Here is a 15741-nt window from a genome sequence, read left to right as displayed (position 1 = left end):
GTTATGAATAACGCAATTGCACAACAAATTGCCGACCAGGGCGGCGTGGAAGCCTGGCTGCATGCCCAACAGCACAAAAGCCTGCTGCGCTTCCTGACCTGCGGCAGCGTCGATGACGGTAAAAGTACGTTGATTGGGCGTCTGCTGCACGACACCCGTCAGATCTACGAAGATCAGCTCTCTTCGCTGCATAACGACAGTAAACGTCACGGTACCCAGGGCGACAAGCTGGATTTGGCGCTGCTGGTGGATGGCCTCCAGGCGGAGCGCGAGCAGGGCATCACTATTGACGTGGCCTACCGCTACTTCTCCACCGAGAAACGTAAATTTATCATTGCCGATACGCCGGGGCACGAGCAGTACACCCGCAACATGGCGACCGGCGCCTCGACCTGCGATCTGGCGATCCTGCTGATTGACGCGCGCAAAGGCGTGCTGGATCAGACCCGGCGACACAGCTTTATCTCCACGCTGCTCGGTATTAAGCATCTGATTGTCGCAGTGAATAAAATGGATCTGGTGGATTACGCGCAGGACACCTTTGAGCAGATCAAACAGGATTACCTGGATTTTGCCGAACAGCTGCCGGGCGATCTGGATATCCGCTTCGTGCCGCTGTCGGCGCTGGAAGGCGAAAACGTGGCGACGCCGAGCGCAACCATGGCCTGGTACAGCGGCCCGACGCTGCTGGACGTGCTGGAAACCGTCGAGGTGCAGCGCATTGTTGAACAGCAGCCGATGCGTTTTCCGGTGCAGTACGTGAACCGTCCGAACCTGGATTTCCGTGGGTACGCCGGGACGCTGGCGTCGGGCGCGATAGCGGTCGGTCAGCGCGTCAAGGTGCTGCCGTCCGGCGTGGAGTCGTCGGTGGCGCGCATCGTCACCTTCGACGGCGATCTTCAGCAGGCGCAGGCGGGCGAAGCCATTACTCTGGTGCTGAAAGATGAAATTGATATCAGCCGCGGCGATTTGCTGGTGGAGGCAGACGCGGATCTGAAACCCGTGCAGGCGGCCAGCGTTGACGTGGTGTGGATGGCCGAACAGCCGCTGTCGCCGGGCCAGAGCTTCGACGTGAAAATTGCCGGTAAGAAAACGCGAGCGCGCGTCGAGGCGGTGCGCCATCAGGTTGAAATCAATAATCTGACGCAGCACAGCGTGGAAAGCCTGCCGCTTAACGGTATCGGCCTGGTCGATGTCACCTTCGACGAGCCGGTGGTGCTGGACAGTTATCAGCAGAACCCGGTGACCGGCGGCATGATTTTCATCGATCGCCTGAGCAACGTGACCGTCGGCGCCGGACTGATCCGCGAACCGCAGGAAGCGAGCGTTCAGGTACGCGGCGATTTCAGCGCGTTTGAACTGGAGCTGAATGCGCTGGTTCGTCGGCACTTCCCACACTGGGGCGCACGCGATCTGCTGGGCGGTAAATAATATGGCCGCTGAGCATGATGAAAACGTTATCTGGCATTCGCACGCGGTAACGCGTGCGGAGCGCGAACAGCAGCACGGCCATCGCGGCGTGGTGCTGTGGTTTACCGGGCTTTCCGGCTCAGGTAAATCCACGGTAGCGGGCGCGCTGGAGAAGGCGCTGCACGATCTTGGCATCAGCACCTATCTGCTGGACGGTGACAACGTCCGCCATGGTCTCTGTCGCGACCTGGGCTTCAGCGATGACGATCGCAAAGAAAATATTCGCCGCGTGGGTGAAGTCGCAAAGCTGATGGTGGACGCGGGACTGGTGGTGCTCAGCGCCTTTATCTCGCCGCATCGCACGGAGCGGCAGATGGTGCGCGATATGCAGGGCGAAGGCGGGTTTATCGAAGTTTTTGTTGATACGCCGCTGGCCGTTTGCGAAGCGCGAGACCCAAAAGGGCTGTATAAAAAAGCCAGGGCGGGCGAACTGCGCAATTTCACCGGCATTGACGCCGTCTATGAAGCGCCTGAACGGGCGGAGATTCATCTGGATGGCGAACAATTGGTAACAAAATTGCTGGTTCAAGTGTTAGATCTGCTGCGCGAGCGCGATATCATCAAAGCCTGAGACTCCACGGCGAACCGTCGAAGATGCGGGGCCGTAAGCCAACAGGACACCTATGCAAAACGTGACGCCGATGCTGGCCCGTAAAGACGATCGCGATCGGGAGCCCTCCTGGTCATTCCCCGGAGGCGTGGTGGGTTTCGCCTCGTACTGGTTCGCGCTGGCGATCCCGTTTGTGCTTTACGGCGCCAACACGCTTTTTTTCTTCCTCTATACCTGGCCGCTGTTTCTGGCACTGCTGCCGGTGTCGGTACTGATTGGCATCGGCACCAGCGTTGTGCTGCGCAGCCACCTGTTGCTGACCCTCGTCGTGACGCTGGCGATGGTGATCTGCCTGTTCTGGCTGCTGTTTTCATTCCTGAGCGGCTGGTAAGCGGTTACAGCACTTTGCTTAAAAATGCCGCCGTCCGTGGGTTTTGCGGCGCGGTAAAAAGCTGCTCCGGCGAACCCATCTCCTGAATGATCCCCTGATCAATAAACATCACCCGATCGCTGACCTCGCGCGCGAAGGCCATTTCATGGGTGACGATAACCATGGTCATGCCTTCTTGGGCCAGCGTTTTCATTACCGCCAGCACTTCGCCGACCAGCTCAGGATCGAGTGCCGAGGTCGGTTCGTCAAACAGCATGATCTTCGGCTCCATCGCCAGCGCACGGGCGATAGCAACACGCTGCTGCTGACCACCGGAGAGGCTGTTCGGCCAGGCGTTGAGCTTGTCGCTCAGGCCAACCTTCTCAAGCAGCGCCGTTGCGCGCGCCTGGGCCTGACGGCGTGAAAGCTTCAGCACGTCCATCGGCGCCATCATCAGGTTTTGCATCACCGTCATGTGCGGAAACAGATTAAAGCGCTGAAACACCATGCCGACCGATTCGCGCAGCCTGTTGATATTGGTTTTTGGATCCGCCAGCGCGAAGCCGTTAACTTCCGCGTGGCCGCCGTCAATGCTCTCCAGCCCGTTCAGGCAGCGCAGAAACGTACTTTTTCCGGAACCGGACGGGCCGATGACGCACACCACCTCCTGCGGCTGTATATCGCAGCTGATGCCGCGCAGGACGTGGGTATCGCCAAAGTTTTTCTGTAAATTTTCAACGTGAATCACTTTTGCCAAACCTCTTTTCCAGTAATTGAACCAGCAGCGACAGCAGGAAGGTAAATACCCAGTACACCAGCGAAATCACCAGGTAGGGTTCCCAATAGGTGGCGTAAGCGCCGGACACGGTACGCGCTGCATAGGCCAGATCGGCCAGCCCGATGGCGGAAGCAAGCGACGAGTCTTTCACAATGGCAATCGCATTGTTGCCCAGCGGCGGCAGCATGCGGCGAAACGCCTGCGGCAGGATAACTTTGCGCATGGTGCGTCCCCAGGTCATCCCCAGCGAGCGCGACGCCTCCATCTGACCGCTGTCGATAGACTGAATGCCGGCGCGGAATATTTCTGATACGTAAGCGCCAGCGTTCAGGGTGATCGCCACAATGCAGGAGAGAAAAGCACCGTAATCGGATCGCAGCGCGCGCGCGAACTCAGCGGACATCAGCCCACCGCTGACCAGCACGCCATCGCGCGGGTTAATAAACAGCGGGATTAGCGCGAAGTGCACCACCATAATCTGCACAAACAGCGGCGTACCGCGAAAGGCGCTGATATAGATGCGAACCGGAAGCTGCACCGCATAACGTAAAACCTGCTTCCACGGGCCATGCGGCGCCTGCGCCAGACGGCCCAGTCCCAGCGTCAGCCCCCAGAGCGTACCGGTTATCACGCAAATCAGGGTGCATTTTAAAGTCATGATCGCGCCGTCGATAAACAGCGGCAAATATTCCTGAATGATTTCCCAACGAAATCCTGACATACAGCAATCCTGTGAGGTGGACGCCACGTGACATGGCGTCGGGTAACTTATTGGGCGGGCAGCGTGGGGACGTTGTTATCGAACCAGGTGCTGTAGATTTTTGCGTAGGTGCCGTCGGCGATGATTTTCTTCAGACCGGCGTTGATCTTATCGCGCAGCGCATCGTTGCCTTTTGCGACGGCGATGCCGAAATACTGACGTTCGAACTTCGCATCAGGCACCAGCGTGAACTTCTTCTCCGGATGGGTTTTTATGTAGTATTTCACGACGCCAACGTCGCCGACCGCCGCCGAGATGCCGTCTTCATACAGCTCCTGAAGCATCAGCGGCGTGTTGTCGAACCGTTTGATATCGGTGCTGTTTTTTCCCAGCACGTCGGAAACTACGATATCGCCGGTGCTGGAGTTCACCACGCCGACCTTATGCGTTTTCAGTGCGGCCAGGGAATTGATCGTTGAGCTGGCAGGCACAACGATGGACTGCTCGGCCGGGAAGTAGGGCGCGGAGAAATCGACCATTTTTTGACGTTTGTCGGTAATGGTGATGCCGGAAATAATAATATCGCGATCGCCGGAATTTAACGTGGCGAAAATGCCTTCCCACGGCGTGTTAACCAGCCTGATGTCAAAATTCTCTGCTTTGGCGACGGCCTTGATGATGTCGATATCAAAACCTTCAAGCTGTTTTTGACTGTTTTCGTATTCAAAGGGGCGATAGGTGCCGCCGGAACCGACGACGTAAGTTTCAGCCTGCACGCTGCCGACAAACAGCGACAGCGCCACGCCGATAAAAGCGATTTTTCTTAACATGATTTCTCCTGGCAGTGAAATGGTACTCAAATTTATGCATTTTAAGTGCATAAAAATACATTTTGCGGCGATGGCTGGCAAGTTTTGTTTGCCGTAGTGATGCAGGTGTTAGCGGACTGTTGGCTTAATTTCATTTGCCTGGTGGAGTCCGGCGGAAAGTTATGGGATGATTGAGCCGTTTTTCAGGGGGCGGGGATGGGAAAACTTACGCTGCTGTTACTTGTCTTACTCGGCTGGCTGCAATATTCGCTCTGGCTGGGCAAGAACGGCATACACGACTACACACGTGTTAATGAAGATGTTGCGGTGCAACAGGGCAATAATGCGAAACTCAAAGCGCGAAACGATCAGCTGTTTGCAGAAATCGACGATCTTAACGGCGGTTCTGAAGCAATTGAGGAGCGCGCACGTAACGAGCTGGGAATGATCAAACCCGGCGAAACGTTCTATCGGCTTGTGCCGGATCAGAACCGCCGCAGTGCTCAGCAACGATAAGCCATGAACAGCATTACAGCCATTGTGCCCGCTGCCGGCATCGGCAGCCGCATGCAAGCGGAACGTCCTAAGCAGTATCTCACCATTGGCGATAAAACCCTTCTTGAGCACGCTATTGCGGGGCTGCTGGCGCATCCGTCAATCGGCCGCGTGGTAGTGGCCGTCAGCGCGGGCGATCCTTATTTCTCCGCGTTGCCGGTGGCCCGCGATCCGCGCGTGACCCGCGTCACCGGCGGTTCAGAGCGTGCGGATTCAGTGCTGGCCGGATTGCAGGCGGTTACCGCTTCGTCCTGGGTGCTGGTACACGATGCGGCAAGGCCCTGTCTGCACCTCGACGATCTCTCGCGACTGCTCTCCCTTGCCCGCACCAGCCGGGTTGGCGGCCTCCTCGCCGCGCCGGTTCGCGACACCATGAAGCGCGGCGAACCGGGAAAAAATCGCATTGCCCACACCGTGGATCGTAACGATCTCTGGCATGCGCTGACGCCGCAGTTTTTCCCCACCGACCTGCTGCGCGCCTGCCTTGAGCGGGCGCTGAACGAAGGCGCGACCATCACCGATGAGGCCTCGGCGCTGGAGCACTGCGGCTATCATCCCGAACTGATCGCTGGCCGCAGCGACAATATCAAGGTAACGCGGCCGGAAGATTTGGCGCTGGCCGCCTTCTACCTGACTCAATTACATAATAAGGAGAGCGCGTAATGCGTATCGGACACGGTTTTGACGTACATGCATTTGGCGGCGAAGGCCCGCTCATCATCGGCGGCGTACGCATTCCTTATGAAAAAGGGCTGCTGGCGCATTCCGACGGCGACGTGGCGCTCCATGCGCTGACCGACGCCCTGCTTGGCGCCGCCGCGCTTGGCGATATCGGCAAACTGTTCCCGGACACCGACGCCGCCTGGAAAGGCGCCGACAGCCGTGAGCTGCTGCGTGAGGCCTGGCGTCAGATTGCAAAAAAAGGCTACCGCGTGGGCAACGTCGACGTCACCCTCATCGCGCAGGCACCGAAAATGCTGCCGCACGTTCCGCAGATGCGCATCCATATTGCAGAAGATCTGGGTATCCATATGGATGAAGTGAACGTTAAGGCCACCACTACCGAAAAACTGGGCTTTACCGGACGCGGCGAGGGCATTGCCTGCGAGGCGGTGGCGCTGTTGATCAGGGCGGCGGACTGATGGGGGCAGAGGAGCTGAGCTGGCTGCACGGTCGGCCAGCGGCAACCGGCGTGGTTAAGGCCAGTCCGGAAGATTTTGTGGTCATTGAAGATCTCGGCTACCGGCCGGACGGCGACGGGGAGCAGGTGCTGGTGCGCCTGCGCAAGACCGGCTGCAATACCCGCTTCGTGGCCGAGGCGCTGGCGAAATTCGCCGGTATCCCGCCGCGCGACGTCAGTTTCGCCGGCATGAAAGATCGCCATGCCGTCACCGAACAGTGGTTCTGCCTGCGCATTCCGGGCAAAGAGACGCCGGATTTCTCAGCCTTTAATATTGAAGGCTGCGAGGTACTGGAGAGCGCGCGCCATCGCCGCAAACTGCGCACCGGCGCCTTGCAGGGCAATGCCTTCAGGCTGGTGTTAAGAGCCGTTTCCGATCGCGAAACCGTTACGCAGCGTCTGACGCAAATCGCCACGTGCGGCGTGCCGAACTACTTCGGCGAACAGCGTTTCGGCCATGCGGGCAACAACCTGACGCTGGCTCGCCGCTGGGCAGCAGATGAGATCCGCGTCCGTGAGCGCAATAAACGCAGCTTCCTGCTCTCGGCGGCGCGCAGCGCGTTGTTTAACCAGATCGTGAGCGACCGACTGGCGCTGCACGGCTCGCTGAGCAGGGTGATGGCAGGCGATGCGCTACAGCTCGCCGGGCGCGGTAGCTGGTTTGTTGCGGATGAAGCGGAGCTGGAAACGCTCCAGTCACGCGTTGATAACGGCGAGCTGCGGGTCACGGCGCCGCTACCGGGCAGCGGCGCGTGGGGCACGCAGTCCGCCGCACTGGCGTTTGAGCAGCAGAGCCTTAACGCGGAAGCGTCGCTGATCGCCCTGCTTGAGCGCGAGCGCGTGGATGCCGCCCGCCGGGCACAGTTGGTCGTTCCGCGCGACCTGCGCTGGCACTGGCAGGACGAGGCGACCGTCGAACTGAGTTTCTGGCTACCCGCCGGCAGCTTTGCCACCAGCCTGGTGCGTGAAGTCCTTACCGATCAGGGCGATAATATCGATATTGCCGAATAGCCTTTATGCCTGCCGTTCGCGGCGCTCCCCGCAGGCAGGGTGAGTAAACTCACCGCAGGTTGTCGTCAGGGCGCTCTGCATCGTTTAAACATTTGCCCCTACCACTGGCCGCGCCTTGCGGCTAGAATGCTTCAGTCAAACACAGAGAAACAGATCGCCAGGACCGGCAGAACCCTGAGCGGATATGAAGTTCAGAGCTTCCGCTTCAGGTCTGATAATATCAAAGGGTTAAGCTGCAAATGCGCATATTGCTGAGTAATGATGACGGTATTCAGGCGCCGGGCATTCAGGCGCTGGCGACGGCACTGCGGGAATTCGCAGAGGTGCAGGTTGTTGCGCCGGATCGCAATCGCAGCGGCGCCTCTAATTCACTGACGCTGGAAACGCCGCTTCGCACCTTCCATTACCCCAACGGCGATATCGCTGTGCAGATGGGCACGCCGACCGACTGCGTCTACCTGGGCGTCAACGCGTTGATGCGCCCGAAGCCGGATATTGTGGTTTCAGGCATTAATGCAGGGCCAAACCTCGGCGATGACGTGATCTACTCCGGCACGGTCGCCGCGGCGATGGAAGGCCGCCATCTTGGCCTGCCCGCGCTGGCGGTTTCACTCGACGGACATCTGCACTATGACACCGCCGCCGCCGTGACCTGCTCTGTTCTGCGCGCGCTGCTTAAAGAACCGTTGCGCACCGGTCGTATCCTGAATATCAACGTACCGGATCTGCCGCTGTCTGAGATCAAAGGCATCCGCGTGACCCGCTGCGGTAGCCGCCATCCCAGCGACCAGGTCATTCCACAGCAGGATCCGCGCGGCAATACGCTCTACTGGATTGGGCCGCCGGGTGAAAAGTTTGACGCCGGCCCGGATACCGATTTTGCCGCCGTTGACGAAGGCTATGTGTCCGTTACCGCTCTGCATGTGGATTTGACCGCGCACGGCGCGCAGGACGTGGTGGCGGACTGGTTAGAAACGGCCGGAGTCAGCCTCGAATGGTGAGCAGACGCATTGATACGCTGCTGGCCCAGCTCCGCCAGCAGGGAATTGACGACGAACGGCTGCTGAAAGCCATCGAAGAGGTGCCGCGCGAGCGATTCGTCGACGAAGCCTTTGAGCATAAGGCCTGGGAAAATACCGCCCTGCCTATCGGTTCCGGTCAGACCATTTCGCAGCCTTATATGGTAGCCAAAATGACCTCGCTGCTGGAGCTGACGCCTGAATCGCGCGTGCTGGAGATTGGCACCGGTTCAGGTTATCAGACTGCCATACTGGCCCACCTTGTTGAACACGTCTATTCTGTTGAGCGTATTAAAGGGCTGCAATGGCAGGCCAAACGTCGGCTGAAGCAGTTGGATCTGCACAACGTTTCCACGCGCCACGGCGACGGCTGGCAGGGATGGCCGTCGCGCGGCCCCTTTGAGGCGATTATCGTTACGGCGGCGCCCCCTGAGATCCCCATTGAGCTGATATCGCAGCTCAGTGACGGCGGAATTCTGGTTTTGCCGGTCGGCGAAGAGCAGCAGCAGCTGAAGCGCATTCGCCGCCGCGGTGGTGATTTTACCGTCAATACTATCGAAGCCGTGCGTTTTGTGCCGTTGGTCAAGGGCGATCTGGCCTGATCGCCTGCGTACGCAATTGCATACATCTGTGAATAGCAGGCGGACGGCGAAGTTGTTACTATCTCAAAAATTTAACTTTTATGTAAACAGGCGTCCGGCAAGGCCGTGAAGCCGTCACAGTTTTGCCGTAACGGGGGATTTGAATGAGCACGGGAAGCCCAATTTTTACACTACGCCGGATTGCGGCCGTTTCGCTTGTGGGCTTTTGCCTGACAGGCTGTTCAAGCGATAACACACAGGCACCGATCAGTTCCGTTGGCAGCCGCAGCGGTGAAGACATGAGCACCGCTGGCGCGAGTACCGCCGGTAGCGAGGGCGGCGGCGGGTTGATTAATCGTCCTGCTTCTATTTCGACCAATGCGCCTGTTCAGGCACCGGTCAGCGCGCCTGTCATGACGAATTCCACACCGGAAAGCAACGTTGCTACCCAAAATGGACGCATTGTTTACAACCGCTCGTATGGGAATATTCCTAAAGGTAGCTACAGCGGTCAGACGTATACGGTCAAGCGAGGCGATACGCTGTTCTATATTGCCTGGATTACCGGCAATGATTTTCGCGATTTAGCACAGCGCAATAACGTGGCCGCCCCCTATGGTCTCAATGTGGGCCAGCAGTTGCAGGTTAGTAACGGCTCCGGTGGCACCATTACCGGCGGTAATGCCATCACCGCCGCTGACGCCACGGCAGGCGGCGTACCGACCCCGCCGACCTCTACACAGGTTGCTGGAGGAACGGTTGCACATCAGCCAGTTATTACGTATTCTGAGGATTCGGGTAAACCAAGTGAAGGCAAAATGTTGCCATCATCCGGTACACAAACTGTCGCAACGACGACAGCGCCGGTTACCGCCCCAACCGTTAGCAGTACAACGAACAGCTCCACTCCGGTGGGCACATGGCGTTGGCCGACAGACGGTAAGATTATCGACAACTTCTCTGCCTCTGAAGGGGGCAATAAAGGCGTCGATATCGCGGGATCGCGAGGTCAGGCCATTGTTTCGACCGCCTCAGGGCGTGTTGTTTACGCAGGCAATGCGCTTCGCGGCTACGGTAATTTGATTATCATTAAACATAATGATGACTATCTGAGTGCCTATGCTCACAACGATACAATGCTGGTTCGCGAGCAACAAGAAGTTAAAGCGGGCCAGAAGATTGCGACCATGGGCAGTACCGGCACCAGTTCGGTACGACTGCATTTTGAAATTCGTTACAAGGGGAAATCCGTCAACCCGTTGCGTTATTTACCGCAGCGATAAACTGGCAGAACGAAGCCGTTCTGCCTTGGGATCACGGGTAGGAGCCGCTTATGAACCAGAATACGCTGAAAGTTAATGATTTAAATGACGACGCGGAATTGGATGAAAACGGAGCTGAGATTTTTGATGAGAAAGCTCTTGTCGGAAACGAACCTGCTGACTCTGAATTAGCTGAAGAAGAGCTGCTTTCACAGGGCGCCACGCAGCGCGTGCTTGATGCGACGCAGCTTTATCTGGGAGAAATCGGATATTCTCCTCTCTTAACGGCTGAAGAAGAAGTTTTCTTCGCCCGTCGTGCGCTTCGTGGTGATGTGCCATCGCGTCGTCGTATGATTGAAAGTAATTTACGTCTGGTGGTGAAGATTGCCCGTCGTTACAGCAATCGTGGTCTGGCGCTGCTGGATCTGATTGAAGAAGGTAACCTCGGCCTGATCCGCGCGGTAGAAAAGTTTGACCCGGAAAGAGGGTTCCGTTTCTCTACCTACGCCACCTGGTGGATTCGTCAGACGATTGAACGGGCGATCATGAATCAAACACCCGCACAATCCGCCTGCCGATTCACATCGTTAAAGAGCTGAACGTATACCTGCGTACCGCGCGTGAGCTTGCCCATAAGCTTGATCACGAGCCAAGTGCGGAAGAGATTGCCGAACAGCTTGATAAGCCTGTTGATGATGTCAGCCGTATGCTGCGCCTCAACGAGCGCATTACCTCAGTTGACACGCCGCTGGGCGGGGATTCTGAAAAAGCGCTGCTGGACATCCTGGCCGACGAAAAAGACAACGGCCCGGAAGACACCACGCAGGACGATGACATGAAACAAAGCATCGTTAAATGGCTGTTCGAACTGAACGCCAAACAGCGTGAAGTGCTGGCGCGTCGTTTCGGTTTGCTGGGCTATGAAGCCGCAACCCTGGAAGACGTTGGCCGTGAAATCGGTCTGACCCGCGAACGCGTTCGTCAGATCCAGGTTGAAGGTCTGCGCCGCCTGCGGGAAATTTTGCAGGGTCAGGGATTGAGCATCGAAGCGTTGTTCCGTGAATAATCAGGTAATGTGAAGAGCGGTGGCATTTGCCACCGCTTTTTTTTGCTTAAGATTTGATTAAACTATCTCTTTAAATTTATCTTTAACATCTGATTTAACGTCATTTGCAACGTATGTATTGGTCACTTCGCCTTTGTAAGCGCTCAGTGCCAGTTGGATAGGATTGATTTTGCCACGCTTCAGCCCCTCAACAATACCTTTGAGTCCATCAAGTAACGTTTTGCCGTAGCCTTTAAACCCTTCTTTAAGCATATCGCCAAAATTGGAGCTTTCTGATTTGCCCATACCGGTCATGAAATTGCTCAGCGGTGGGAAGAATGCAAATATTTTACCTAATGTGAGCATAACGCCCTGGAAACCGCTTTTGTTGGTGCCGTTCAGGTTAACCATTTTGTCATTGGTCTGGGTAAGCTTGCCATCTTTTGGGAACATCTTATCCAGCCCCTGCTCGGCAACGTCTTTCACGATCGCGGCTTCCGTACCGTGACGCGCATCGCCGTCTTTGGTTAACCCTTCAATCTTACCGTTATTATGTATATCGCCGCGATCGCCGCCTTCACGGTTGCTCAGTCCTTTTACGCCGTTGAGGAAGTAGGACATGTTTTTGGCCGCCAGCGCGCGGCTTTTCTCATCCGGATTAGCAGAGGTCCAGTCGCCAAACTGCTCCTTTAATTTATCCTGTTTGATATCTTTTTGATTACCCAGATTTTTCAACACCGGGTTGTCATTGATAATTTGATCGGCAGAGCGGTTATCACCATCCATGTTCTTGAACAGGGTACTGCTGGAAGGGGGCACGCTGGTGTCTTTCTCATCTTTCGGCATGGCAGGGCCGCTGTTTTCCGTGCCGGTGGCGGCCGTTTCGGTCGTGCCGGAGGTTGCTGATGCGCCAGCAGCTGAAAGTATCTCTTTCAGCTGTGACAGCGCACTACTGAGTTGCGCCTCGGATGAATTACCGGTGCTGGATGGATTACTGGTGCCGGAAGATTGCTGGCTTTGCTGAATAAATTTCGTGATGCTCTCAAGCAGCGCCTGCAACTGCTTCATCGTATTCTGGGTTCCACTGGCGCTGGTATTGTCGTTAAAGGCAGCAGGCGACGGAGCTTGTTCACCTTCAGAGGACGGCTGTGACAGCTCCTCTTTCATTCTTTTTAACTCTTCCTGACCCTGTTTCATCAGCTTATCAATAAGCGAATCATATTCCGATGCGAATGATTGAAGGTTCGGTTTTTCACTGCCGCCGCTATACATAAATGGGCCGAATTTTCCTGGTAGAGGCGACTCGCTCTTCTTACCGCCTTGCAACGTGGTAAGCGAATTGAAATCGCTGAGGTTTGCAGCATCTTTAAATGATGCACCCGTACTGACTCTCATATTCATGACGTTCTCCACTAGTTTAGGATAAACAACAGAGATAAAACGGCCTGACACCGCCCGGCTCATTAAGGAGAGAGCAGCAAGCAATGCAACCTGTATGAACGCTTCATCACTGTCATTTCGTGGGAGGCGAGAGGGGAATGTTCCATGTCAGGGAAAGGAATAGTGAATATGAGTGGGAGATCAACCGGATGAACGTTAATAAAAAGCCCGCCGTTAAGGCGGGCGACGGTCAGACCAGCGCTTTAAGCCGGTATATCCACTCCAGCGCCTGACGCGGCGAGAGTGAATCAGGATCGAGCGCCTCGAGCGCTTCAACCGCCGGAGAGGTTTCCTCAACCAGCAGCGGAAGCTGTGCGCCATCGACCTGCGTTGTGGCCGCATTGACGGACATCTTTTCAAGCTCTTTAAGCTTTTGACGCGCGCGTTTGATCACCTCTTTCGGCACACCTGCCAGCGCCGCCACGGCCAGTCCGTAGCTCTTGCTGGCGGCGCCATCCTGCACGCTGTGCATAAAGGCAATGGTGTCACCGTGTTCAATGGCGTCGAGATGCACATTGGTCACACCCTCCATCTGCTCAGCCAGCGTGGTCAGCTCAAAGTAGTGCGTGGCGAACAGCGTCATTGCTTTAATGCGGCTTGCCAGACTTTCGGCGCAGGCCCACGCAAGCGACAGGCCGTCATAGGTCGAGGTACCGCGCCCGATTTCATCCATCAGTACCAGACTGTGCCCGGTGGCATTATGCAGAATATTGGCCGTTTCGGTCATCTCCACCATAAAGGTTGAACGCCCTGAAGCCAGATCGTCCGCCGCACCTACGCGGGTAAAGATACGATCCACCGGCCCGATTTCCGCCTCCGCCGCCGGAACAAAGCTGCCGATGTAAGCCATCAGTACAATCAATGCCGCCTGGCGCATGTAGGTGCTTTTACCGCCCATATTGGGGCCGGTGATCACCAGCATACGTCGCTGCGGGGAAAGCGAAAGCGGGTTAGCAATAAAGGGCTCTTTCAACACCTGTTCAACCACCGGATGTCGCGCCTCGCCAAGGCGAATGCCCGGCTTGTCGCTAAAGGTTGGACAGGCGTAGTTTAACGTCCACGCGCGCTCGGCGAGGTTGGCCAGCACATCCAGTTCGGCCAGCGCGGCGGCGCTCAGTTGCAATGCCTCAAGATGCGGCAGCAGCAGGTCGAACAGCTGCTCGTAGAGCGCCTTCTCCAGCGCCAGCGCTTTCCCTTTGGAGGTCAGGACCTTGTCTTCATACTCTTTGAGTTCGGGAATGATGTAGCGCTCGGCGTTTTTCAACGTCTGGCGACGTACGTAGTGTATCGGCACCAGATGGCTCTGCCCGCGGCTGACCTGAATGTAATAACCATGTACGCCGTTAAACCCGACCTTGAGCGTATCCAGTCCCAGTTTTTCGCGCTCACGCACCTCCAGACGATCCAGATAGTCCGTTGCGCCGTCCGCCAGCGCGCGCCACTCATCAAGTTCTGCATCGTAGCCTGGCGCTATCACGCCGCCGTCGCGTACTAGCACCGGCGGCGTTTCAATGATGGCGCGCTCCAGCAGTTCGCGCAGTTCATCGAACTGCCCCATCTGCGCGCGAAGCGTTTGCAGATGCGGCGTGGCGGAGTCCGCCAGCAGTGAATCAAGCTGCGGTAGTTGCTGAAAAGCGTGGCGCATGCGGGCCAGATCGCGTGGCCTGGCGGTACGCAGCGCCAGCCGGGCAAGAATACGCTCCAGATCGCCAACCTGACGCAGAAGCGGCGAAACCTCCGCATTAAGATCCTGAAGTGCGGCAATGCTTTGCTGGCGGTGGGTCAGCACCTCAACGTTGCGAATGGGCATGTGCAGCCAGCGCTTGAGCATGCGGCTGCCCATCGGCGTGACGGTTTTGTCCAGCACGGACGCCAGGGTGTTTTCGATACCGCCGGCCAGATTCTGGGTGATCTCCAGATTTCGCCGCGTGGCGGCATCCATAATGATGCCGTCCTGCTGCCGTTCCATCGTCAGCGAGCGGATGTGAGGCAGCGTGGTGCGCTGGGTGTCTTTCACATATTGCAGCAGACAGCCCGCAGCGCGCAGCGCGCGTGGCGCCTGCTCGACGCCAAAACCGCTAAGGTCGCGCGTGCCGAATTGCATCGTGAGCTGCTGACGCGCGGTATCAACTTCAAATTCCCACACCGGACGACGCCGCAGCCCACGCCGATGCTCAATCAGCGTCATTGCCGCAAAATCTTCGGCGTAAAGCAGTTCGGCAGGATGGGTGCGCTGAAGCTCCGCCGCCATCGTCTCCGCGTCCTCTGGCTCTGCGAGGCGGAAGCGACCGGAGCTGATATCCAGCGTGGCATAACCAAAGCCGTCTGCACCCTGCCAGATAGCCGCCAGCAAATTGTCCTGGCGCTCCTGCAACAAGGCTTCATCGCTGATGGTGCCCGGCGTGACGATACGCACGACTTTACGCTCGACCGGGCCTTTGCTCAGCGCCGGATCGCCAATCTGCTCACAGATGGCTACCGATTCGCCCAGCTGCACCAGCTTTGCCAGATAGTTCTCCACCGCATGATAGGGAACGCCCGCCATCGGTATCGGTTCGCCCGCCGACGCGCCGCGTTTGGTCAGCGAGATATCCATCAGCTGCGCGGCGCGTTTGGCGTCGTCGTAAAACAGCTCGTAGAAGTCGCCCATACGATAGAACAGCAGGATGTCAGGATGTTCGGCTTTAAGACGCAGGTACTGCTGCATCATCGGCGTGTGGGCGGCGAATTTACTGGTATCGTTCATGCGGTTTTTATCCGTTCCATCGAAGAAGAAGTAAAATCTCTGCGTTTGTTTTTTTATACAGTCAGCCAGCGTCTGGCATCGGGTCTGACGCAGGCTAGTCTATCGCAGCGCAGGGGGAAGCGACACCTGTAAAACCGGAAGGCGACTCGCAAAGATTGACAAAGCCGGGCGGACTGCGCGGAACTTTTGTCCGGCAAATGCCACACAGCGAGACGATTCTTTATG

Annotated in this window: 15 protein-coding genes and 1 pseudogene; 11 read left to right on the top strand and 5 right to left on the bottom strand. The window is 57.1% G+C overall.

Features of this window, described 5'->3' with window-relative positions:
- Positions 1-3 precede the first annotated feature (3 nt).
- The 3 genes from cysN to FA91_RS13945 are packed head-to-tail and all read left to right on the top strand — an operon-like array spanning position 4 to position 2411.
- Positions 4-1431, top strand: a complete 1428-nt coding sequence (cysN, locus tag FA91_RS13955) for a sulfate adenylyltransferase subunit CysN (RefSeq protein WP_034916595.1) — start codon at positions 4-6, stop codon at positions 1429-1431.
- Position 1432: 1 nt separating this feature from the next.
- Positions 1433-2041 carry an adenylyl-sulfate kinase gene (cysC, locus tag FA91_RS13950; RefSeq protein ID WP_034916594.1) on the top strand — a complete coding sequence of 203 codons (609 nt, stop codon included), beginning with the start codon at positions 1433-1435 and terminating at the stop codon, positions 2039-2041.
- A 52-nt stretch (positions 2042-2093) separates the two neighbouring features.
- Positions 2094-2411: a DUF3561 family protein gene (locus tag FA91_RS13945; RefSeq protein ID WP_034916592.1), complete on the top strand. Its 318-nt coding sequence runs from the start codon at positions 2094-2096 to the stop codon at positions 2409-2411.
- 4 nt (positions 2412-2415) lie between these two features.
- Here the strand turns inward: FA91_RS13945 and FA91_RS13940 are convergent, their stop codons facing one another.
- From FA91_RS13940 to FA91_RS13930, 3 genes are read right to left on the bottom strand one after another with little or no spacing between them, the layout of a single operon-like run.
- Positions 2416-3138 (bottom strand): amino acid ABC transporter ATP-binding protein, encoded by a 723-nt coding sequence (locus FA91_RS13940; protein ID WP_034916590.1) that lies wholly within the window; start codon positions 3136-3138, stop codon positions 2416-2418.
- Entirely contained in the window at positions 3125-3889 is a 765-nt protein-coding gene (locus FA91_RS13935) for an amino acid ABC transporter permease (protein ID WP_034916588.1), read from the bottom strand. Before FA91_RS13935 ends, FA91_RS13940 begins: the two co-directional genes overlap by 14 nt.
- Before the next feature lie 47 nt (positions 3890-3936).
- Positions 3937-4698 (bottom strand): basic amino acid ABC transporter substrate-binding protein, encoded by a 762-nt coding sequence (locus FA91_RS13930; protein ID WP_034916587.1) that lies wholly within the window; start codon positions 4696-4698, stop codon positions 3937-3939.
- Positions 4699-4893: 195 nt separating this feature from the next.
- Between FA91_RS13930 and ftsB the strand changes: the two genes are divergently transcribed.
- The 8 genes and pseudogenes from ftsB to rpoS all read left to right on the top strand — a co-directional run bounded on the left by ftsB (position 4894) and on the right by rpoS (position 11351).
- Complete coding sequence (gene ftsB / locus FA91_RS20790; protein WP_034916585.1) at positions 4894-5193, top strand: cell division protein FtsB; 300 nt, start codon at positions 4894-4896, stop codon at positions 5191-5193.
- A 3-nt stretch (positions 5194-5196) separates the two neighbouring features.
- Positions 5197-5895, top strand: a complete 699-nt coding sequence (gene ispD, locus FA91_RS13920) for a 2-C-methyl-D-erythritol 4-phosphate cytidylyltransferase (protein ID WP_034916583.1) — start codon at positions 5197-5199, stop codon at positions 5893-5895.
- Positions 5895-6374: a 2-C-methyl-D-erythritol 2,4-cyclodiphosphate synthase gene (ispF, locus tag FA91_RS13915; RefSeq protein ID WP_034916582.1), complete on the top strand. Its 480-nt coding sequence runs from the start codon at positions 5895-5897 to the stop codon at positions 6372-6374. The genes ispD and ispF overlap by 1 nt, the downstream gene beginning before the upstream one ends.
- A complete protein-coding gene (gene truD / locus FA91_RS13910; protein ID WP_034916581.1) occupies positions 6374-7423 on the top strand; it encodes a tRNA pseudouridine(13) synthase TruD in 1050 nt (349 codons plus the stop codon). Before ispF ends, truD begins: the two co-directional genes overlap by 1 nt.
- 239 nt (positions 7424-7662) lie before the next feature.
- Positions 7663-8424, top strand: coding sequence for a 5'/3'-nucleotidase SurE (surE, locus tag FA91_RS13905; RefSeq protein ID WP_034916579.1), 762 nt, complete (start codon positions 7663-7665; stop codon positions 8422-8424).
- Positions 8418-9044 carry a protein-L-isoaspartate(D-aspartate) O-methyltransferase gene (locus FA91_RS13900; protein WP_034916577.1) on the top strand — a complete coding sequence of 209 codons (627 nt, stop codon included), beginning with the start codon at positions 8418-8420 and terminating at the stop codon, positions 9042-9044. The genes surE and FA91_RS13900 overlap by 7 nt, the downstream gene beginning before the upstream one ends.
- A 143-nt stretch (positions 9045-9187) precedes the next feature.
- A complete protein-coding gene (gene nlpD / locus FA91_RS13895) occupies positions 9188-10306 on the top strand; it encodes a murein hydrolase activator NlpD (protein ID WP_034916576.1) in 1119 nt (372 codons plus the stop codon).
- A gap of 50 nt (positions 10307-10356) precedes the next feature.
- Positions 10357-11351, top strand: a pseudogene (gene rpoS / locus FA91_RS20555) (RNA polymerase sigma factor RpoS).
- A 57-nt stretch (positions 11352-11408) separates the two neighbouring features.
- Here rpoS and FA91_RS20110 read toward each other — a convergent pair.
- The gene (locus tag FA91_RS20110) at positions 11409-12731 is read right to left on the bottom strand and encodes a hypothetical protein (RefSeq protein ID WP_156103085.1); all 1323 of its coding nucleotides are present in this window, start codon (positions 12729-12731) and stop codon (positions 11409-11411) included.
- 229 nt (positions 12732-12960) lie between these two features.
- Positions 12961-15516: a DNA mismatch repair protein MutS gene (gene mutS / locus FA91_RS13875; protein WP_034916573.1), complete on the bottom strand. Its 2556-nt coding sequence runs from the start codon at positions 15514-15516 to the stop codon at positions 12961-12963.
- Positions 15517-15741 lie beyond the last annotated feature (225 nt).

Source organism: Erwinia sp. 9145 (assembly GCF_000745075.1).
Lineage (GTDB): Bacteria > Pseudomonadota > Gammaproteobacteria > Enterobacterales > Enterobacteriaceae > Erwinia > Erwinia oleae.
The sequence above is the reverse complement of the archived record's forward strand: the minus strand, read 5'-3'. Positions and strand labels throughout refer to the sequence as shown.